19 protein-coding genes are annotated in these 20,999 nt (G+C 59.6%); 6 read left to right on the top strand and 13 right to left on the bottom strand.

What is annotated here, in order from left to right; genetic code table 11:
• Nucleotides 1-35: 35 nt before the first annotated feature.
• From JQM68_RS00220 to JQM68_RS00235, 4 genes are all read right to left on the bottom strand, one after another.
• The gene (locus tag JQM68_RS00220; protein ID WP_235220900.1) at nt 36-1,079 is read right to left on the bottom strand and encodes a G5 and 3D domain-containing protein; all 1,044 of its coding nucleotides are present in this window, start codon (nt 1,077-1,079) and stop codon (nt 36-38) included.
• A 326-nt stretch (nt 1,080-1,405) separates the two neighbouring features.
• Nucleotides 1,406-1,600 carry a heavy-metal-associated domain-containing protein gene (locus JQM68_RS00225; RefSeq protein WP_235220901.1) on the bottom strand — a complete coding sequence of 65 codons (195 nt, stop codon included), beginning with the start codon at nt 1,598-1,600 and terminating at the stop codon, nt 1,406-1,408.
• A 16-nt stretch (nt 1,601-1,616) separates the two neighbouring features.
• A complete protein-coding gene (locus tag JQM68_RS00230) occupies nt 1,617-1,952 on the bottom strand; it encodes a metal-sensing transcriptional repressor (protein WP_235220902.1) in 336 nt (111 codons plus the stop codon).
• Nucleotides 1,953-1,965: 13 nt separating this feature from the next.
• A complete protein-coding gene (locus tag JQM68_RS00235; protein ID WP_235220903.1) occupies nt 1,966-4,218 on the bottom strand; it encodes a heavy metal translocating P-type ATPase in 2,253 nt (750 codons plus the stop codon).
• Nucleotides 4,219-4,437: 219 nt separating this feature from the next.
• Between JQM68_RS00235 and dpaL the strand changes: the two genes are divergently transcribed.
• Nucleotides 4,438-5,652, top strand: coding sequence for a diaminopropionate ammonia-lyase (gene dpaL, locus JQM68_RS00240; RefSeq protein ID WP_235220904.1), 1,215 nt, complete (start codon nt 4,438-4,440; stop codon nt 5,650-5,652).
• Nucleotides 5,653-5,695: 43 nt separating this feature from the next.
• On the opposite strand, the gene JQM68_RS00245 is transcribed toward dpaL, so the two are convergent.
• The 3 genes from JQM68_RS00245 to JQM68_RS00255 form a co-directional block, all read right to left on the bottom strand.
• Complete coding sequence (locus tag JQM68_RS00245; protein ID WP_235220905.1) at nt 5,696-6,802, bottom strand: DUF4179 domain-containing protein; 1,107 nt, start codon at nt 6,800-6,802, stop codon at nt 5,696-5,698.
• Nucleotides 6,799-7,311: an RNA polymerase sigma factor gene (locus tag JQM68_RS00250; RefSeq protein ID WP_235220906.1), complete on the bottom strand. Its 513-nt coding sequence runs from the start codon at nt 7,309-7,311 to the stop codon at nt 6,799-6,801. Before JQM68_RS00250 ends, JQM68_RS00245 begins: the two co-directional genes overlap by 4 nt.
• Before the next feature lie 111 nt (nt 7,312-7,422).
• Nucleotides 7,423-8,592 (bottom strand): NAD(P)-dependent malic enzyme, encoded by a 1,170-nt coding sequence (locus JQM68_RS00255; protein WP_235220907.1) that lies wholly within the window; start codon nt 8,590-8,592, stop codon nt 7,423-7,425.
• Nucleotides 8,593-8,736: 144 nt separating this feature from the next.
• Here JQM68_RS00255 and JQM68_RS00260 point away from each other — a divergent pair, with 144 nt between their 5' ends.
• Nucleotides 8,737-9,165: an RrF2 family transcriptional regulator gene (locus JQM68_RS00260; RefSeq protein ID WP_235220908.1), complete on the top strand. Its 429-nt coding sequence runs from the start codon at nt 8,737-8,739 to the stop codon at nt 9,163-9,165.
• 53 nt (nt 9,166-9,218) lie between these two features.
• Here the strand turns inward: JQM68_RS00260 and JQM68_RS00265 are convergent, their stop codons facing one another.
• Entirely contained in the window at nt 9,219-10,886 is a 1,668-nt protein-coding gene (locus JQM68_RS00265) for a recombinase family protein (RefSeq protein ID WP_235220909.1), read from the bottom strand.
• 294 nt (nt 10,887-11,180) lie between these two features.
• Between JQM68_RS00265 and JQM68_RS00270 the strand changes: the two genes are divergently transcribed.
• From JQM68_RS00270 to JQM68_RS00280, 3 genes are all read left to right on the top strand, one after another.
• A complete protein-coding gene (locus JQM68_RS00270; RefSeq protein ID WP_235220910.1) occupies nt 11,181-11,354 on the top strand; it encodes a hypothetical protein in 174 nt (57 codons plus the stop codon).
• A 113-nt stretch (nt 11,355-11,467) separates the two neighbouring features.
• Nucleotides 11,468-11,905, top strand: a complete 438-nt coding sequence (locus JQM68_RS00275; protein WP_235220911.1) for a divergent PAP2 family protein — start codon at nt 11,468-11,470, stop codon at nt 11,903-11,905.
• 315 nt (nt 11,906-12,220) lie between these two features.
• A complete protein-coding gene (locus JQM68_RS00280; protein ID WP_235220912.1) occupies nt 12,221-13,069 on the top strand; it encodes a ZIP family metal transporter in 849 nt (282 codons plus the stop codon).
• A gap of 61 nt (nt 13,070-13,130) precedes the next feature.
• Here the strand turns inward: JQM68_RS00280 and JQM68_RS00285 are convergent, their stop codons facing one another.
• On the bottom strand, nt 13,131-13,538 hold the full coding sequence (locus JQM68_RS00285; RefSeq protein ID WP_235220913.1) for a hypothetical protein: 408 nt from the start codon (nt 13,536-13,538) through the stop codon (nt 13,131-13,133).
• Nucleotides 13,539-13,665: 127 nt separating this feature from the next.
• Between JQM68_RS00285 and JQM68_RS00290 the strand changes: the two genes are divergently transcribed.
• Complete coding sequence (locus tag JQM68_RS00290; protein ID WP_235220914.1) at nt 13,666-13,899, top strand: hypothetical protein; 234 nt, start codon at nt 13,666-13,668, stop codon at nt 13,897-13,899.
• Between the two features lie 113 nt (nt 13,900-14,012).
• Here the strand turns inward: JQM68_RS00290 and JQM68_RS00295 are convergent, their stop codons facing one another.
• From JQM68_RS00295 to JQM68_RS00310, 4 genes are all read right to left on the bottom strand, one after another.
• The gene (locus JQM68_RS00295; protein ID WP_235220915.1) at nt 14,013-17,000 is read right to left on the bottom strand and encodes a diguanylate cyclase domain-containing protein; all 2,988 of its coding nucleotides are present in this window, start codon (nt 16,998-17,000) and stop codon (nt 14,013-14,015) included.
• 309 nt (nt 17,001-17,309) lie between these two features.
• Nucleotides 17,310-18,896: an ABC transporter permease subunit gene (locus tag JQM68_RS00300; RefSeq protein ID WP_235220916.1), complete on the bottom strand. Its 1,587-nt coding sequence runs from the start codon at nt 18,894-18,896 to the stop codon at nt 17,310-17,312.
• Nucleotides 18,893-19,654, bottom strand: a complete 762-nt coding sequence (locus JQM68_RS00305; protein ID WP_235220917.1) for an ABC transporter ATP-binding protein — start codon at nt 19,652-19,654, stop codon at nt 18,893-18,895. The genes JQM68_RS00300 and JQM68_RS00305 overlap by 4 nt, the downstream gene beginning before the upstream one ends.
• Nucleotides 19,654-20,688: an extracellular solute-binding protein gene (locus JQM68_RS00310; protein ID WP_235220918.1), complete on the bottom strand. Its 1,035-nt coding sequence runs from the start codon at nt 20,686-20,688 to the stop codon at nt 19,654-19,656. The genes JQM68_RS00305 and JQM68_RS00310 overlap by 1 nt, the downstream gene beginning before the upstream one ends.
• Nucleotides 20,689-20,999: the final 311 nt, after the last annotated feature.

A 20,999-nucleotide genomic window follows, 5' to 3' on the forward strand; every position in this document is an offset into this window, starting at 1 on the left:
CTCCCCCGGCACAAACGTGCCGGGGGAGAACTGCGTTATTCCAGGATATAAACCGTACAGCTCCGCCTGCCGAAGCTGATGCACTGCTGGTAGGTGTCGAAATACAGGTCCACCTTGTTGCCCCGGACTCCGGTGTCCTCGGCCACGGCGGTGCCGTAGACCAGCCCGTCAGTGGTCACGATGAACAGTTTCGTGCCCAGGGGGATGACGCTCTTATCCACAGCCACGGTGCCCACCCGGACGGTGGTGCCGGTGGCGGTGCAGTAGTCCACTCCGCCGTGCCCGGCGGTGTAGGCGGTGGCGGTCATGGACTTGGCGGCGGAGAAGTTCAGCGTGGTGCCGTCGGCCAGAGTCAGGGTGCCGCTACCGTCGCCGTTTTTGGAGACGTTGGAAATGGCGGACTTGTTATTGGACATGACGGAGGAAGCGGTCTGCTCCTCGGCGGTGCCGTATTCCACGATCTGGTCCACGGCGGTGCTGTCCAGCTCCTCCACGAACTGGCGGCTCAGCTCCCTGCCGTTGGAAAACACCACTTCATAGATGGAGGTGCGGACGCCGTCAGCGCCCTCCTGCACCACTTTTTCCGTGCCCTTCTTCATCTCGGGGTTGGCGATGCGCACGGTGTCGAAGGTGACCTCCTCCACCACCCGGTCGTAGTAGATGATCTCCTCCTCCACGGTGATCTCCACCCCGGAGCCGGACAGGTCCACGGCGACAGTCTCCAGCGGACTTGGGACGATGCCGATGCGTTCGAGCAGCCTGGAGACGCTTTCATTTCTGGACTGGACGGTCTGCGTTTCACCGTTCCGGTGGACGGTGACCGTCTGCTTGGCGGCCAGCGTCACGTCGTAGCCCTTGCCGCCGGTGGTGACATTGACGATCTGGCTGGAGAGATCCGGCAGCTTGGCGGCGCTGTCCAGCACGATGGCGGTGTCATCGGCGTCGGTGAGGATATACAGGGCGCTGGCGTGGCTGGTGGTAACGGCGGCGGTCAGGAAGACGGCCGTCAGCGTCAGCAGCGCCAGGTGTCTGCGGTTCCATATCCCATGCAGTTTTTCTTGCAGGTTATGACGTTTCAAAATAGTACCTCCTGAATTGGTTTTTCAGGCTCCCGAATGGAGCGTTGGGCGGCTGTCTCCTGGATGGAAACAACTTGTAACTTTTGTTACCGGCTGAAAAACTGGACTCAGTATACACCCTGCTCCCACTTTTGTCAAGTTTTTGGGGCCAAAGCGGTGTTATGTCTCCCACTTTAGGTGAAAAACGGCAAAAAACACTGGAAATAAATAACAGAAAAAATCGAACGGTAACAAAATGGTTACGAAAACGGACGGAAAAAAGTCCCTGCACCCAAAGACTGGATACAGGGACATTTTTTGCAAAAAACCGAAAAATTATGAACGGATCAGCGAACTTCCGGGGTAAAGCCCAGATCCTCCAGCTCACCCACGGCGGTCTTGACGCAGTTCTGGCAGCCGTCGATGGTGACGGTCTTGTCCGCCAGGCTGACGGTGAACTTCAGATCAGCCCCTGTGAGGGCGTTGGTGATGCGTTTTACGCAGTTTTCGCACATCATATCAGGTACGGAAATGGTGGTCATAGCGGTATTCTCCTTTTCATTTCATCAGTTTTTGTATCGTAGCCAGGAGGTCGTCCACGACCTCCAACTGCCCGTTTTGGATGTCCGTCACCACGCAGGTGCGGATGTGGCTCGCCAGCAGTTCCCGGGAAAAGGCGTTCAGCGCCGACTGGACGGCGGAGACCTGGGTGAGGATGTCAGTGCAGTAGGCCTCGTTTTCCACCATGCCCCGGATGCCCCGGACTTGGCCTTCAATGCGGTTGAGCCGCTTGGTCAGGGCCTCGACCTCGCTGGCCTCCCGGTGCTTGTGGCGGCAGCAGTCCTCTGCCTCCACGCAGCATTCTTTCTTCAATTCCTTGCTTTCATCGGTCACGGGGAAACCCTCCTTATTGTAATTTCGCCCGGCCCAGCCGCAGGGCGTTGCTCACCACGCACACGGAGCTGAGGGACATGGCCGCCCCCGCGAACATAGGGGAGAGCAGCGGCCCGCCGAACAGATACAGGGCTCCAGCGGCGATAGGGATGCCGACAGTGTTGTAACAGAAGGCCCAGAACAGGTTCTGCTTGATGTCCCGCAGGGTCAGGGCGGACAGCCGCAGAGCCCGGGGCACATCCCGGAGGTCGGAGCGCATCAGCACGATGTCGGCGGACTCGATGGCGATGTCGCTGCCGCTGCCGATGGCGCAGCCCACGGTGGCGGCGGTGAGGGCGGGGGCGTCGTTGATGCCGTCGCCAACCATCATCACATTCCGGCCCTGGTTCTGCAAGTTTTGGATAACTCCGGCCTTTTCCTCCGGCAGCACCTCGGCGATGACCTCGTCCGCGCCCACCAGAGCGCCGATGTGCTCCGCCGCCGCCCGGTTGTCGCCAGTCAGCAGCACCACCCGGATGCCCTGCTGTTTCATTTCCGAAATGGCGGCGGCGCTGGTCTCCTTCACCGGGTCCGCCACGGAGATGAGGCCCAGCAGCCTGCCGTCCGCCGCAAAGAACATGGGCGTCTGGCCCTGGGCGGACAGCCGCGCCGCCTCCGCCAGCAGGGGAGAGGCATCCACGCCCCGTTCCTCCAGCAGGCGGCGGTTCCCAGCCAGCACGGTCTTGCCGCCAAGCCGGGCCGTCAGGCCCCGGCCGGACAGGTTTTCAAACGCTTCCGGCTTTTCCGGCTCCGCCAGCCCCTTTTCGGCGGCATAGGCGGTGATGGCCGCAGCCAGGGGGTGGGCGGAGGCCCCTTCAATGGCCGCCGCCGTTTTCAGCAGGGCCGCTTCCTCGCAGTTGTACGGAATGACCTCCGTTACGGCGGGAGAGCCCTCGGTGACGGTGCCGGTCTTGTCCAGCACCACGGTGTCCACGCTGTGGGTAATTTCCAAAATCTCGCCGGAGCGGATGAGAATACCGTGCCTGGCGCCCAGCCCGGTGCCTACCATGATAGCGGTGGGCGTCGCCAGTCCCAATGCGCAGGGGCAGGCGATCACTAACACGGAGGTGAACACCCGCAGCACAAAGGCAAAGGGCTGTCCCGCAATGGCCCAGGCGACGGCCGCCGCCACCGCGATACCGATGACGGTGGGCACGAACACCCCCGCCACCTTGTCGGCGGTCTTGGAGATGGGGGCTTTTTTCCCTTGGGCGTCCTCTACGAATCGAATGATGCGTGCCAGGGTGGTGTCCTCCCCGGTGCGGGTCACCCGGACGTACAGCACGCCGTTCTGGTTGACACTGCCGCCGATGACCTCGCTGCCCACGCATTTTTCCACCGGCAGGCTCTCTCCAGTGAGCATGGCCTCGTTGACGCTGCTCTCACCCTCCGTCACCACGCCGTCCACCGGCACCCGCTGGCCGGGCTTCACCAGCACCATGTCCCCGGTTTTCAGGCTCTCCGTGGGCACCTCCCGGCCGGAGTCCGACAGAATGGCGGTGTCCGGTGCCAGACGCATCAGGGCGGTGATAGCGCCCTTCGTCTTCTGCATGTTCCGGCTCTCCAGGAACTTGCCCAGGGACACCAGGGTCAGTACCACGGCGGCGGATTCATAATAAAGGTTGTGGACATAGGCGTGGGGATCGTCGGAGATGAGGAACGTCATCACCACGCTGTATGCGAAGGAGCAGGCGGAGCCGATGGCCACCAGGGAATCCATGTTGGGATTCCCGTGGGCCAGGGCTTTGAAGCCGCTGGTGAAAAAGTTCCTGCCGCAGTACAGCACGGGGATGGTCAAGAGCAGCTGCAAGACGGCGTAATTTACCGGATGGGTGTGCATGGAGAAGATGTCCGGCAGGGGCAGGGCGGGCAGGCCGAAGGGCAGCATCTGCCCCATGGATACATACAGCAGCACCACGGAAAAAACCGCCGCCGCGATCAGTTCCGCCTTTTTCCGTTTCAGGGCGGCTTCTTCCTCGTTCTGCACGGCCTCCGCCGTTTTTTCCTTTTTCTCCGCGTGGAGGGTACAGCCGAAGCCTGCTTTCTCCACCTTTGCCGTGATCTGCTCTTGGCCCACCTGACTTTCGTCGTAGCAGATGGTCATAATGCCGGTGGTCAGGTTCACGTCGCTGCGCTCCACGCCGGGGAGCCGCCGGGTCACTTTTTCCACGGATGCGCTGCACGCCGCGCAGTGCATGCCGGAGATGTCATATTTTTCCTCTTTCATGGGACCTCCTGTATGGTGAGAAATATACCCCTGGGGGGTATCTTTGCTGATAGAACTATATACCCCCCAGGGGTATTTGTCAAGGATGGTTTGTAATAGTCTTTCCCCTGCGTCGAAAAATTTGCGAAAGCCCTTGACTTCCCGGGAAACTGTGATATGATGGAGCCAAAGCAAACAAAAAATTTGTTAGGCTAAAAATTTTTGTATGGAGAGAGCAAAATGAAAGAGAAGATCAAGTGGGCCGTCAACCATATGCCGGCCAGTGAGGACCGTCAGCTGGAGGTCATGTCCCTGCGCAACGTGGCAAAGGCCAGCTTTTTCCACAACAGCTTTCCCCAGTATTCCATTACCCCCCTGGCCTGCCTGGACGGCATGGCGAAGTACCTGGGTCTGGGTGGCCTGTATGTGAAGGACGAGTCCTTCCGCTTCGGCCTCAACGCCTTCAAAGTGCTGGGCGGTTCTTTCGCCATGGCGCGGTACATTGCCCAGCAGATGGACCGGGACGTCAGCGAGATGACCTATGACTATCTGACCAGCGAGGCCTTCCGCCGGGAGTTCGGCCAGGCCACCTTCTTTACTGCCACCGACGGCAACCACGGCCGGGGCGTGGCCTGGGCCGCCAACAAGCTGGGCCAGAAGGCGGTGGTCCATATGCCCAAGGGCAGCAGCCAAAGCCGGTTTGAGAACATCAAAAAAGAGGGCGCCCAGGTCACCATTGAGGACGTGAACTACGACGAGTGCGTCCGTATGGCCGCTGCCGAGGCCGCCCAGACCAAGCACGGTGTGGTCGTGCAGGACACCGCTTGGGAGGGCTACGAGGAGATCCCCGCGTGGATCATGCAGGGCTACGGCACCATGGCAGGCGAGGCCGCCGACCAGCTGCGGCAGATGGGCGTGAACCGCCCCAGCCATGTGTTCATTCAGGCCGGCGTGGGCAGCCTGGCCGGTGCCGTGGTGGGCTTCTTCACCAACCTGTTCCCCAACGATCCCCCCAAGTTCATCGTCATGGAGGCCCGGGCGGCGGACTGCCTGTACCAGGGCGCCGTGGCCGGGGACGGTGATCCCCGCATCGTAGAGGGCGACCTCAAGACCATCATGGCGGGTCTTGCCTGCGGTGAGCCCAACATCATCTCCTGGGACATCCTGCGCAATCATGTCTCCGCCTTCGTCTCCTGCCCCGACTGGGTCAGCGCCCGGGGCATGCGGATGCTGGGCGTGCCCGTCAAGGGCGACCCCACCGTCATCTCCGGCGAGTCCGGCGCCGTGGGCATGGGCCTCATCGCCGCCCTCATGGAGACCGACGAGTACAAGGAGCTCCGGGATTTCCTGGGCCTGGACCGCTTCAGCCAGGTGCTGATGTTCTCCACCGAGGGCAATACCGACCCCATGAAGTTCCGCAAGGTGCTGTGGGACGGCGAGTATCCCACCGTGTAAGCGCAAAAAAAACAGCGGCGAAAGCCGCTGTTTTTTTATACAGTCAGGAGTCTGGATTTTCGGTCAGGGTGAAGCTGTCCAGCTTCAGCCAGACGCCGCCGACGCGGATGGCCTCCACCTGGGCGGGGTCTACGATGCGGTCAAAGGAGCCGGTGTAGGCGCTGCCGCGCACATTGCCGTCCTCGTCCTGTTCCAAAGTGCTTCCCCGGGAGTTAGAGGGGCTGTATTCCTCGCCATTCACCCGGATGCGGTCAACGGCTGTCGCGTAGTGGATGGCTTCGGAATCATACTGCCCCTCCGGGAAGGGAACAGAGAGCTCATACATGATTTTTGCCCGGAAGGGGGAGACCTCCGCACCGGTGACAAAGATGTCGTAGTCCTCCCGCTCCGCCAGCAGGGTCCGGCCTGTATAACGGACCGTCGCGTCCTTTTGCTGGACGGTGAAAGTGAACTCGAAGGGGCCGGTTACGGTGGCCTCACCGAACACCAGGTTTTCCAGGTGCAGGACCAGCTCATTGCTGTCGTACTGCGAGCGGCGGGATTCGTCCTTTACCAGTAGACAGCAGCTCCCGCCTTCATCCTCCTGGGTGCTGATGATTTCCAGATAGGAGAAGGTAGACCTCCAGTTTTTGAGATATTGTTTCACAAATTCGTCGATTTCTGCTTCTGTCAAGTGGGGCATCTCCTGCGGCAGCGTTTTGCGTATCTGCGCTTCGGACGCGCTCAGCCAGGAATCCTCGGAACGCACCTGCACCCAGCGGTAGTCGGGGATGCTCTCTCCCGTCATCGTCAGAGAGAGGAGCATGGTGTTTCCGTCCCAAATGGCACCGTTCAGAGTCATCGTCACGCCGTCCACCGTCTGGCTCTGGCCGATGATGGTGCCGATGCCGGCCAGCAGCTCCTCGCTGGCCTCCGGCTCCGCCGGGTCTTCGGCTACCTGCCGGAACCAGTCGGAGAACTGTCCTGTCGCCACGGCGTAGCCGCAGGCGGTGAGCACCAGCACGGCGGCAATGACTGCCAACAGAGCGCGGCGCTTTTTTCGGCGGGGCAGAGCGGAGCGGATACGGCTTTCAATGCGGGCCTGGGACACTTCCTCCAGCGGCGGGACGTTGGTATCTAAACGGTTGGTCAGGTCATACCAGTCGTTCATCGCGGCACCTCCCTTTGCAGCGTTTGGCGGACCCGGTGGAGCCGGGCGCGGACGGCAGATTCTGTCAGGCCGTAGCGCGCCCCGATCTCTGCCGCCGTTTCCAGCAGCAGGTAGTGGCGGAGAAAAATCTCGCCATCCGGCGGGGAGAGGGTGCGGATGTAGTCCGCCAGGGCGGAAGAAAGAACCTCACGCTCCAGAAAGTCGGAGTCGGCGCCATCCTGGTCGAACAGGGGGACCTCGTCCCGGCGGCGGAGCTGCCGCCAGCGGTCAATGGCCAGGTTCCGGGCGGTGGTGATGACGAAGCCCCGGAGGGTGTCCGGGTTCAGGGTATCCCCGTTTTTCCAGATGGCGATGAGGGTGTCCGCCGCAACCTCCTCAATATCGGCCTGACGGCCCGGCAGCAGGCGGCCCGCAATGGCGGCGGCCAGGGGCGAATAGCGGGCCGACAGGGCGGCCAGGGTCTCCTCCGGGGCGGAGGAGAGGCGGGAGAGCAGTTCCCGGTCTGTCACGGCGGCACCTCCTTTTGGTGGGTTCACATAGGGTACGTTGGAAACGGGGAAAACGGTGCAAAAAAACTTGAAAAAGAGGATGGCCTTTTGGGGCCATCCTCAAATTTTCGTTCAGATGCGGGCCACGCCGGAGTCGTAGGCGGCCTGCTTTACGGCGGCGGCCACGGCGTCCGCTACCCGGGGGTCAAAGGCGGCGGGGATGATGTAGTCGGCGGAGAGGTCATCGCCCACCAGGTCGGCCAGGGCATGGGCGGCGGCGATCTTCATCTCGTCGTTGATGTCGCTGGCCCGGGCGTCCAGGGCGCCCCGGAAGATGCCGGGGAAGGCCAGGACGTTGTTGATCTGGTTGGGATAGTCGCTGCGGCCTGTGGAGACCACCGCCGCGCCGCCGGCCTTGGCGTCGTCGGGGAAGATCTCCGGGGTGGGGTTGGCGCAGGCAAAGACGATGGCATCCTTATTCATGGTTTTCACCATGTCCGTAGTGACGGAATTGGGGGCGGAGACGCCGATGAACACGTCGGCGCCTGCCAGCACGTCCGCAAGCGTACCGGACTGCCTGGCGGGATTGGTGACCTGGGCCATCTCCTCCTTGATCCAGTTCAGACCGTCCCGACCGGCGTAGATGGCGCCCTTGCGGTCGCAGAGGGTGATGTTCTTCGCTCCGGCGGAGAGCAGGAGCTTGGTGATGGAGATGGCGGCGGCGCCCGCGCCGTTTACCACGATCTTCACGTCCTCCAGCTTCTTGCCCACCACCTTCAGGGCGTTGGTCAGGCCCGCCAGGGTGATGACGGCGGTGCCGTGCTGGTCGTCGTGGAAGATGGGGATGTCGCAGCGCTCCTTCAGTTTTCGCTCGATCTCAAAGCAGCGGGGAGCGGCGATGTCTTCCAGGTTCACGCCGCCGAAACTGCCCGCCAGCAGGGCCACGGTGTTGACGATGTCATCCACATCCTTGCTGCGGACGCACAGGGGAATGGCGTCCACGCCGCCGAAGGCCTTGAACAGGACGCACTTGCCCTCCATGACCGGCATACCGGCCTCGGGGCCGATGTCGCCCAGGCCCAGGACGGCGGTGCCGTCGGTGACAACCGCTACGGTGTTCCAGCGGCGGGTCAGCTCGTAGCTCTTGTTGACGTCCTTCTGGATCTCCAGGCAGGGCTGGGCCACGCCGGGGGTGTAGGCCAGGGACAGGGCCTCCTTGCTGTCCACCGCCGCCCGGGGCGTCATTTCCAGCTTGCCCTTCCACTCGTAATGCAGACGCAGGGATTCCTTTGCGTAATCCATATGGTAGCTCCTCTCGTTGCTTGAAAAGTCGTACCTATTCTAAGGGAAAAGCGGGGGATTGTCAATTCCTGTCGATGGGAAAATACTTGCGTTCCGGGGAGGATTGTGGCAGAATGAGGATTGAATAAACGAGGAGGCGCCGTGATGAAGATTTCGACAAAGGGGCGGTACGCTCTGCGGCTGATGATGGATGTGGCGTCCCATGATGATGCGGGGTATGTATCCCTGAAGGATGTGGCCGCCCGGCAGAATATATCCATGAAATACCTGGAGCAGATCGCGGGCCTGCTGGCGAAGGCGGGGCTGCTCCGCAGCGGGCGGGGCGCCCAGGGCGGCTACCGGCTGGCGAAGGAGCCGGAGAACTACACCGTGGGCAGCATCCTGCGGCTGACAGAGGGCGATCTGGCCCCGGTGGCGTGTCTGGCGGGGGAGGAGAACCGCTGCGAGCGGTGCGGCGAGTGCCCGACGCTGGATTTCTGGACGGGGCTATACGCTACGGTGAACGCATACATCGACCGCTATACCCTGGCGGACCTGCTGGAGGAGCAGAAACGGAAGCAGGGCAAGACATAAGAACATAGAGGGACCGGCCCGTTTGGGCCGGTCCTTTTGCTGTCCAGGGGAAGTTACAGGGACTTCTCGTAGGACTCGATCATCTTCTTGAACGTGTGACCCGTACGATGCTTGAGATTTGCCAGGTATTTCTCGGCGGTCTCCCCGGTGAAGACCTTGATCTGCAGCCGCATGGAGCCGTCCGCCTGGGGCGCGGCAAAGATCTTGTCGATATACCTGTCCACGAATTCCTTGCTGATGACGTTTTCCGCCGCGTCCCGCTGGGCCTCCCGGAGGACCCGGCGGATGGTGTCGATCTGCTTTTTGAAGTCGTCGGCGGAGTCCCGCTGCTGCCGGAGTTCCATCAGTTCCTTCTGCGCCGCCTCGATCTCTTGGGCGCACTGCTTGTTCATGGAGAGGAAGTCCCGGTCGGACAATTCCCCCAGGGCGTTGAAGGTCAGCAGCTTCTGCTTTTTCTTCTCCGCCGTCCGGATGGCCGTCTCCAGAGCATCCATGCGCTTTGCCAGATCGCCGCTCTGGTCCAGCGATTTGTACATTTCGATATATTCCTCGATGAGCGATTCGGCGTCATCCTCCGTCTCCCGGAAGACCTCCAGCAGGAGGGGCTTCAGCTCCTCCTCGTAGATGGGGAAGGAGGGGCAGGAGTCCGCGCCGTTTTTGATCTTCCCGGAGCACACCCACTTGCTGTTCCTGTTGCCGGCCCTGTCCACGGAGTCGCGGCGGTAGTAAGCCGCGCCGCAGTGGGTGCAGTACAGCTTCCCGGTAAGCAGGTTGGCGTGGTTGCAGATGCCCTGGCGACCCTTCACGTCCTCGCTCCGCTTTTTCAGGACGGCGTTGGCTTCATCCCACAGCTCCTCGCTGACGATGGCGGGAACGATCTCGCCCGTCTCATCCTTGAACATCACCCATTCCTCCGGCGGGAGGAATTTCTGCTTTTTGGTGAACAGGTCGATGACCTTTACCTTATTGCCCACGTAGTAGCCTTTGTACTTGGGATTGGAGATCACCCCGGACATGGTGGTGTGGGCGATCTTCTTGCCGTTGTGGTTGCGGAAGCCCTTTTCCCAGAACAGCGTCTCGATCTGCTTCATGCTGTACTCTCCGGTGGCGTACAGCTCGAACAGCTCCCGCACCATGGGGGCTTCGTCCTCGTCGATCGCCAGCCGCCCGCCGTCCTTCCGGTAGCCGAAGATGCGGCTGTTCCCCAGGACCACGCTGTTTTTGATGGCCTGCTGGTGGCCGAACTTCACGCGGCTGCTGAGCTTTCGGAGCTCGTCCTGGGCGATGCCGGACATGATGGTCAGGCGCAGCTCCGAGTCCTCGTCCAGGGTGTTGATGTTGTCGTTCTGGAAGAACACCCCCACACCGGCGTTCAGCAGCTCCCGGGTGTACTGAATGGAGTCCAGCGTGTTGCGGGCGAACCGGGTGATCTCCTTGGTGATGATGAGGTCGAACAGCCCGGCCCTGCCGTCCTCCACCATGCGGTGAAAGTTCTCCCGCTTCCTGGTGGTGGCGGCGGACAGGCCCTCGTCGATGTAGCCCGCCACGTAGGTCCAGTTGGCGTTTTTGCGGATCAGGCTTTCGTAGTATTGAATTTGGTTGCCCAGGGAGTTGAGCTGCTCGTCGGATTCACTGGACACACGGGCATAGAAGGTCACCCGGAGAGGGAGGTCATAGATCGTGCGGGTCTTTAATTGCTGTCGGGTGGTGTGGATGTCCATAGTGTCCTCCTGAAAAGTTCGTTTTATCATGTTCAATATATCATATTTGAGACGATGTGACAACAGTTCCCGCTGAAGAAACTTGTATTTGAAAAACAGCTGGCACTGAAATGCGGTCCACACCGGGCAGACTTGCGTACAGGGCGGATGCGAGGACTTCCGTTCAAACCGCTGTCCGCGGGATTTGTACAACTTCAGCTGTATGATTTGAGACCGCTTTGGACAAGTTTATAGAGGGCCGGTCTCCGGAGAGATCCGCCGTTCATATATAAGAAGACGATAGGAGAGCCGTCCATGTCTGCTCCTTGTACCAAAGGGTTTGCGTATCAACAGGGAATGCTGTATTCCTTTAACCGGGTGCTTCTGGAGAAGGGGATCATCTCTGAAAAGGAGTACCGCGCCATGAAACAGAAGATCCAACTGCGTGAGAGGGGAGAGGGGATCGTGGCACGTTCGGGACAAAAGTAAAATACCTCCGGCACATGTTTTTTGCTGAAATGACATGACAAATGCGTGAAAAGGGCATATAATGGATAAACGCCAAAACACGTTCGCAAATCCAGCAAGTGAGGAACATTGCCATGGACATCCTTCAGCTATTGGACAATCATCTTCTTGTCAACTCGTTGGCAGCATGGGCTGCCGCTCAGATCATTAAGACGATCATTTACGCAGCCGTGCATAAAAAGCTCGACATCCACCGACTGTTCGGCGACGGCGGGATGCCCAGCGGTCATTCGGCCACAGTGACAGCAATGGCGACGACCGCCGCTTTGGAATACGGTCTTGCGTCTCCGATCTTTGCCATCGCGGTCGTCTTTGGAATCATTGTGATGCATGACGCCATGGGGGTGCGCCGGGAAGCGGGGAAGCACGCCAAGGTCCTCAATGACCTGATCGCGTCCCTCGGCAAGGATGCCCCACCAAAGGATGTGCTGAAGGAATTCCTGGGACATACCCCCCTGCAGGTCTGTTTCGGAGCCCTGCTGGGCTTTGGCGTTGCGCTGATGCTGGGGTGATCCTGCCGTAAAAGCCGCCTTGGTTCCCATGGAAGTCCATACGCCGTTTACTTTGTTGGTCACAAGCGATCCGTGATGGGTGCTTGATACGCTGCCTGTGTTTTCCTTCTGTATCGGAATATATAAACTTGCAGGCCCCGGAGAATTCCCGGGGCCTGCGTTTGTTTTCGGAAGAAAAAACGCACAAAGAAAAGCCTGAACCAACGGAAAATACCGGGAAAAAACAGCAAAACGCAAATTGACAGCTATGGGCCTGTGTGATAGGATAAGGCGAAAAAAGTTAGTCCGTCCTAACACAAGGAGGCTGTTAGAAAAATGATTTGGAGCGTGATTGGCATTACGGCTCTGGCCGGCATGGGCGGCACGGGTATGGGAGGACTCCTCTCCTGCCTGTTCCGCAAGGATTCCAGCAAGACCGTAAGCCTGCTGCTGTCGTTTGCCGCGGGGGTCATGACCTCTGTGGTGTGCTTTGACCTGCTGACGGAGGCGCTGCATCCGGATGGAATGGGCAACGATGTGGGGCTGGTCGTGATCGGCGTACTGGTGGGCTACGTTGTCATCGCCCTGCTCAACGCCTGGATCGACCGCAACACCAACCATGAGGTGGCCCATATCGACGAGAACCATCCCCGCACCGCCGATTCACTGGAGGAACTGACCCACGCCAACCACCTGCAGGAGCACCGGGAGGGCCGTCAGCCCCGCAGCGGCTTGTTTCTGGCCGGACTGGTGATGGCGGCGGCCATCGCCCTGCACAACGTACCGGAGGGCATGGTCATCGGCGCATCCTTTGCCCGCACCGCGCAGGAAACGCTTCTGAACCGCGGCGGACTGACGATGGCCATCGTGATCGGCCTGCACAACATTCCGGAGGGAATGGCTGTGGCCGTGCCGCTGATCTCCGGCGGGATGTCCAAGACCCGCTCTGTCATCGTCACGGCGCTGACCGGGTTCCCTACCATTCTGGGGGCTCTTTTGGGCTTCACCGTGGGCGCCATGGGGCCGGTAGCCTTGGCGCTGTCCCTGAGCTTTGCCTCCGGCGCCATGCTGTACGTGGTTTTCGGTGAGCTGCTGCCGGAGTCCATCCTGATGTGGCGGTCCAAGCTGCCCGCTACCGCGACCATCATCGGTATGCTGACAGGAGTGGTCATCATTTATATGTGAGCGCCTTGCCTAAAATAATAAACCGCGCGGCCTCCCGGAACAGGGGAGGCCGCGCGGTTTTTTACTGTGTGACGGCGGTTTCGGCCTTTGGCTGCTTTGCTTCCCGAAGGGTCTGCCAGCCGACCGCCACCAGTTCCAGCCCTAACAGCAATACATGGTGCTTTACCGCGGAGGGGTCCAGCAAAAGCAAAAATCCCAGCGCCACTTCTATGACCGCCTGGAGCCCCAGCGCAACAAATGCTTCCTTTTGCGACGCGCGGTACAGCGCTCCGTTCAGGGCCTCTGAACCCTTCATCAGGCCGAGAACGCCCCAGATACCGCTGATCACGGAGTCCGCGTCCGTGTGATGGACAAGGATCACCAGTCCCAAAGCAACATAGACGATGCCGTTTGCGGTCAGTTTTGTTTCCCTGCTTTGATACTCCTTTGACCAGAGCCCGCAGACCGTATGGGTCGTGCCGATCGCCATCATGCCGATCCCCAGGATAAACGGAAGCGCGTGATACACCTTTTCGGTCAGCGATTATGCCGGCGGCATTGCCTGGGGCGCTGAGAACGGCCTCAAGACCGGCGATGAGCCCGCCACCCGCGGCGAAGTGCTGAAGGCCCTGTATGTGGCCGCCGGCTCTCCCGCTGTGGAGGATACCAGTATCCTGAGCATCTTCAACGACAGTTCCGACATTCCCGCTGATATGGCGGCTATTGCGGCCTGGGCTGCTCAGAACGGCATCCTGAAGGGCACCGTTGACGGCAAGGCGGACCTGGGTGTGAACGTCACCCGTGGTCAGGCCTGCGCCCTGGCAGGCGGTGCCATGAATACGCTGGCGTAAGCCCCGGCGATCACGCGAAGCGGTTCGAAAGAAGCAAATAGGAAAGCCGCCGGTTGGATTTTTCCAACCGGCGGCTTTTGAATACACATAACACGCGCCGTCCGCGGATGATTTTACGAGAACACAAGTCTGCCGCGGCCGTTTTCTTTTGCACGATACAGCGCCCGGTCCGACGCTTCATACAGCTGATTGAACGTCGCGTCCGGTTCAGCGATCGCCGCACCCATGGAGATCCCGGTGCCGCCGTCCGCGCCCCGCAGCGTAATACTCACCTTGTCGAAAATCTGCTGCGCCCGTTCCAGAATGACCGCTTCCGGCGTATCCGCGGCGAAAAAGAGCGCCGCCGCGAACTCGTCGCCGCCCATGCGGCAGGCCCGGTCCTCTGTTTTCAGGGATACATGCAGCGTCTGCGCCACCAGGATCAGGAACTTGTCTCCGTTATGATGGCCGAAGGTGTCGTTATACTCCTTGAATTTGTCCACATCCATCATCAGCATCATGACTTTGGTTTTTCCTTCCAGGAGCTTAAGCTCCACATCACTGCGGAAGGCCGCGTGATTGAGAAGCCCTGTGAGGGAATCCCGGCGATAGGTGTCCTCCCAATATTTCAGCCTGATCTGGGCTTTGTTCTGCTCCGCATCCGCCAGCATCTTCATGGAATAGGTCTTGGTGATGTCGGCGATGATGATCTCCGAACGTTCGGCGCGGACCGCGGAATCAAAATACATTCTGCCAAAGCAAAATACGTAGATGTCAGAGCCGTCCTTGCGCCGGAGCTTATGCTCCTGGAACACCATCGGGTTTTTGGCAAGACAGGCATTGGTGTGACACAGATATTCCGTGCGCTCCTCCTCCGGGATCAGATCCGCCTGGATCATAGGCTTTTCCTGAATGTCTTCCCACGTATACCCGGTCAGCTTCTCAAAATTTTCATCCACAGATACGATGTGCATGGATTCATCCAGCACATAGCGGCTGTATGGGACCCCGTGAACATGGCAGACGGTCTCCACGCTGCTGCCGGCGGACCCCGGCTCCGCCGCATGCCCGTTCCCACTCTGCCGGACCGCCCCGCCGGCCGCTTGCTCGTCCGGCGGATTTTCCTTCAGCATCTGGAGAAACTCCGACACAATAAAGGGATCGAATTGGGTGCCCGCGCACCGCTTCAATTCTTCTATCGCATCGGCTGGAGACATAGCACGCCTGTATGAGCGGTCATTGGTCATGGCGTCATATGCGTCCACCACAGCGATCACCCTGGACAGGAGGGGGATACTCTCCCGGCTCAGTCCATCCGGGTATCCTTTTCCATCCCAACGCTCATGGTGATGGCGGATCTCATCGGCGATCCCCCGGAGTTCGTTGTTGCTGTTGGCGATCTCATAGCCCTTTTCCGTATGGGACCGCAGGATCTTCCACTCATCCTCCGAGAGCTTGCCCGGCTTATTCAGGATTTCCAGGGGAATGCCGATCTTGCCGATGTCATGCAGGAGGCAGAGCAGCGACAGGTTGCTCTGCTGGATGTCCGTCAGTTCGATCCGCTTTCCCAGCTCCGCCCCCATCATCTGGGTGCGGCGCACATGGTGCTCCGTATCGCTGTCACATTCCTGAAGCGCCCGGATCAGCGATGTCAGCATTTCGGAATGGATGGATTCCCGGTCCAGCAGCTTCTTTGCCCGCATGGCCTTGGATGCTGAAAGGATGGCCGGGAGAATATCCGGCTTTTCCTCTGTGGTGGCGCTGACCGCATACTGGATCTTGCCGGAGAACTTCTCCTTCACCTGCGCCATGCACGATTGCATCTCGGCTTCATTGCTGTGGCTGCACAGCGCGATGAGGGTTGCCTCCACGCCTCGGACATAATAGGCTTGTTTCGGAAAGCACTGCCGCATGGTGTCCGCCAGCAGTTTGATGGATTGGTTTCCCGCCTGGTTTCCCATGGTGCTGTTGATCACCGACAGGCTGTTGATGTCACAGACCGCTACCGCTGTTGGGCACGGAAACGCATTTTGGTTGCTGCCGGCAAACAGCTGGAAGCTCTCCCAATCCTGAAAGCCCGTCAGCAGATCGGTTTCCAGCGCCGCGTCCGAAAAGACGAACAGCTGTCCAAGGCGCTGCCCCTTTTCGTTCTTCAAACTGCGAATATCACAGCGCAGCGGCCGCACGTCCCCGCCGTTTTTCACATAGCACTGCAGGGAAAAGCTGTCATCCTCCGTCTCCGCGTTCAGGGAGAGGTCATAGCAATTCAGAAAATCCTCCAGCACAGCGCATTTTTCCGGCTGAATTCCGCCCAGCAGCGCGTCGGCTCTTTCATTGTGCAGGATCAGGTGGTCATCATAGTCAAACAGAACGATCCCCTGTCCGATGTTTTCAAAAATGCTGGTTTTCAGGCAGTTCAGCATGCCGTGGGTGGAGTAGTCAAAACAGCTCCAGTACAGCAGAAAGGCGGTCAGGCTGTATCCGCAGATGGAGTAGTCTAGAAGATTGTAGACATTTTCCCCCGGCCAAAACAAAAACACGCCGTTCACGGACACGATGACCAGGATGCCGAGGATCACGTAACGGTACTGCGCCCGGTATTCTCTTGGGATCCGGCACATTTTCCGGATCAGCAGGATCACGACCATGACCACCAGCGTGTACGTGAACAGGAGGTGCATGATGTAAAGCGGCCGCATTTGGTAGCTGTACTTGGCGATGAGGGTATTTCTCCGGACATAGTGGATGGCGATTTCATAAAAGGGATTGATGGCAAAGACCGCGATCTCGAACATCGTATACAGGGCGCTCAGTCCAAGGAGCATTTTTCCCGTCTTTGTAAATTTTCCCTTTGTAAAATACACCGTGAATACAAGCAGGGAGAGCAGCATGACGTCGATGGTGACGAAATAGACGCTGGACATCACGGACATGCACAGGTAATCGTCATTCAGAATGCTGATCAGATAGCTGACGTCCACCACGGCGGCGCCCGCGCAGGCAAAACCCAGGAACCGGCCTGTGGTTTTGTTTTTCTGGAAGGACTTCATTGCCAGGACCGTATCCACCAATGCGATCAAAATGGAAACTTTGATGTAACCATCCAAAAATGCCGCATTCATATCGGTGCTCCCCCTCTCCTTGGCGGTATCGCTTGTCTGCCCACAGCGCGTCTATTTTCCTTATATACCATTTTTGTACATTTATCAATATTTTACAAAAAATTTGACGAAAGACATTCCATCTTCCAAGCGCACCGCGTCAGCATCATAGATACGTTCCGCCATCGGCAAATGCCGCAGCTCCTCACACGGCTGTGAAAAAACGCGTCAAAAAATGTCCCGCCATCCGGCTTTCAGCCGTGGCGGGACATTTTACAGGAATATGCGATCTGAACCGCGCTTTCTTTTGCCGCTGGGCATTGCCCATCATCACCCGTCCTGTCTGGCGATGGCTGATTTCAGGAGGTGTACGGCAGCCTTTACCAGCAGGTTGCAGCAGAGGATCAGCAGGGAGATGAACGCGGAGCACTCCAGGAAAGACTGCGCCTCGTACTGGGGGATCAGCAGCGCCACCGGCTTTGTGTCAGCGTTCGCCAGGAAGGAAACCGCGGATATGGTGATCATGGAGTTGACGAAAAAGTAGGAAAATGCCTCCAGCATGGTTCCCCGGCACTGGGGCAGGATCACATCCCATACGATCCGCAGCCGGGAGGCGCCCAGGGTCAGGCCCACCGCCTCCAGATGCTCGTTGAACTTTCCGAAGGTGTTGTAGAGCATCAGATAGGAGGAGGCGAAAAAGTGGATCATGTTCACCAGGATCAGGATCGCCATAGTGCCGTAGAGGAAGGACGTCTTAAAGAACAGCACGTAGGACAGGCCCAGGACCAGTCCGGGAATGGCCATGGAGGTAATGGAGAGCAGGTGCAGCAGCCGGGCCGCGGGGGAGAGCAGCCGGGTGCTGCAGTACGCGGTGACCGTGGCGATCAGTACACCCAATATGCCCACGCCGGCAGAGATCAGCAGCGAGTTCACCAGATAGGTCCCGCCGTTCATCCGCAGAGCCTTGGCCGCGTTGCCCAGCGTGAAAGACATGTCGATGGGATAGTTGGTCATAAAGCTCAGCACGCCGAAGGCCGCCACGGGCAGCAGCATGAAAATACCCACCGCCGCGCACAGCGCGCAGGCCAGGCCGTCCCGCGTCTTGTTCTGCCGGATGACAAAGGGCCGGGCGACGAAGGAATTGCCGCCCGCGTCCCGGTTGGACAGGTCCGCCAGGAATGCCAGCACAGCGGGGATCAGCAGGACCGCGCCGATGACGCTGCCCTTGCCGAAGTCCAGCAGGCCAATCACGTCCTCGTACATCAGCACCGGCAGGGTCTTGACCTTGCCGCCGATGGTCAGGGGCACGCCGTAGTCTGTGACCGTCAGGGAAAACACGGTGAACACCGCCGAGATCAGCGGGCGCCGCAGAAACGGCAGCGTGACGGCGGTAAACTGCCGGAGCCTGGGGATACCCAGCACCTGCGCCGCCTCATAGGGCGTATAGTCCTCGTAGGTCAGCACATCGGCGAACATGAGGAACGCAATGGGGGTGACATACATGGCCTCGCCGATGACGATGCCGTGGAGACCGTAGATGTTCCCGCCCAGGTGCAGCAGCCGGGTCAGCACACCGTTGGCGCCGAACAGGATGATGAGGCCGGAGCCCTGGGAAATGGAGGGGATCAGCATCGGCAGGGAGAACAGCACGCTCCAAAGCCCCCGGAGCCGCAGATGGGTACGGGTCACGCACCAGGCCAGGGCGTAGGCCAGCGGGATGGACACCGCTGTGGTCAGCAGGCCCACCTTCAGCGAATTCAGGCACGCTTTCCGGAACGCGGCGCCGCCCAGCACCTTGAGGACATCCGTGTTCCGCATATACGCCAGCATCCGCAGCAGCGGCAGAAGTACCGCCGCGGCGAAGAATGCCAGCAGCGCCAGCTTCAAAATGGTGGAAGAGACAGGTCGTTTCCTCATGGCGCCACCTGAATGAACCGGGACAGGGACTCCGCCTTGATCTGCAGATTTTCCAGCACGAACCGCCGGACATAGTCGTCCGCCGGGTCGGTCACCAGCTCCTCCGGGGTGCCGATCTGGTGGATGCGCCCCGCCTCCATGACCATGATGCGGTCGGACATGGCGAACGCCTCCTCCTGGTCGTGGGTGATGTAGATCATGGTGGAGCCGTATTCCCGCTGGATGTCCTTGATCTCCCGGCGCAGGGCCAGTCGGGTGTCCACGTCCAGGGCGGACATGGGCTCGTCAAAGAGGATGACGTCCGGGTTCAGCGCCAGCGTCCGGGCGATGGCCACCCGCTGCTGCTGGCCGCCGGAGAGCTTACCCGGCTTTTTGTCCCGCAGCTCCCACAGGCCCACACGCCGGAGCAGCCCGGCGGCGATCTCCGATGCCTTCCCCCGCAGCTCCTTATGGAACCGCAGGGCGTATTCCACATTCTTCTGGACCGTCATGTTCTCAAACAGCGCGTAGTTCTGGAACACAATGCCCATTCCCCGCTCCGCGGGGGAGCAGGCGGTGATGTCCCGGCCGTCCTTGCGGACGACGCCGCCGTCAGGCTCCAGCAGCCCCATGAGAATGCGCAGGATGGTGGTCTTGCCGCAGCCGGAGGGCCCCAGAATGGACAGAAATTCTCCCGCCTGCACCTCAAAGCTGATGTGGTCCAGCACGGTCTTCTGCCCGTAGACCTTGCTCAGGTCCTCGACCGACAGCTTGCTCATCAGTACGCCCATTTGTCCAGCAGAGCGGTCTTCACATCGGGGGTATCGTTGGACATATCGGCATAGGGAATGTCAGAGGGGAAATTCTCAATATCGGTCTTCTGGTCGATCTTCACCTGCTCGGGCAGATAGGTCGCCAGATACTCGTCCTGCACGCCGGAGTACAGGTAGGAGAACACCGCCTGCACAGCGGGGTCCGTCTCCCGGCCGCTGATGATGGCACAGCCGGTGGGGGAGTAGGGAGCGCCCTCCTCGAAGAAGATGATGTCCAGAGGAGCGCCTTCGTTGATGGCTTCCACGGCGTTGAAGGTCAGGCTCAGGCCGATGGCGCACTCGCCGGCCTCCAGGTCCTTGATGGGGCCGGAGCCGGAGTCGGTGTACTTCAGAATGTTGGCGTCCAGCTTGTCGAAGTAGGCAAAGGCCTCATCCTCGCCCCAGGCGTTCACCAGGCTTTTCAGATACAGGTAGCCGGTGGAGGAAGCGGTGGGGTTGGGCATCTCGATCAGGCCCTTGTACTCGTCCTTCAGCAGGTCCTCATAGCTGGCGGGAGCCTCCAGGCCCTTTTCCGCCAGGATGTCGGTGTTGACGATGGTGGCGCCGCTGAAACGGTCCCAGGGAATGTACTTGCTGTCTGCCTGCAGCAGGTCGGACATAAAGACGGAGGTGTCCACGAAGTCAATGGGGGCCAGATTATCCCGCAGGGAATCCAGGTAGCCGTAGCTCATGCCGATGATGATGTCGCAGTCGGTATCGGCGCCCTCGGCGGCCAGCTTCGCGGCCAGCTTGCCGGTGGAGAGATACTCGATGGTAATATTGTAATCCGGGAACTGCTCCGTCAGCTTGGATAGGTAGAACTCGATCAGGTAGTCCTCGTTGGGAGAATAGATCACAATATCCGTCTTCCCGCCGTCAGATCCCTGCTGGGCAGGCTCCGCCGCGCCGGACGTGGAATTCGTGCTGCCGCCGCAGCCGGCGAGGGAAAGGGTCATGGCCAGGGCTAACAATAAGGCTGCCAGTTTGGAAATGTGTTTCATGGATGTTCCTTCTTTCTCTAATATGTGCTGTTTGTTAAATCTAGGTAAAATCTATATAAAATAGTAACATAAGCCGGGCGCCGTTCCAATAGCCGGACACCGAAAAAATTTACCAAAATAAAGCGATAACACAATAACGTAATAGTGTAAAAAAGCACAATACGACTGCGCTTTTCCTGCTTTTGGGAGAGCTGATCCCTGGCGCGCCGGAAAAGCGCATTGACTTCGCCAAAACGGAAAGGTATACTTCAGTTACATACATCGCAAAAATCGCGGCTATTTTTTGACTTTCAGCGCTCGGGAGCCCAACC

Source organism: Oscillibacter valericigenes (assembly GCF_021531435.1).
GTDB classification, from domain to species: Bacteria; Bacillota; Clostridia; order Oscillospirales; family Oscillospiraceae; genus Oscillibacter; species Oscillibacter valericigenes_B.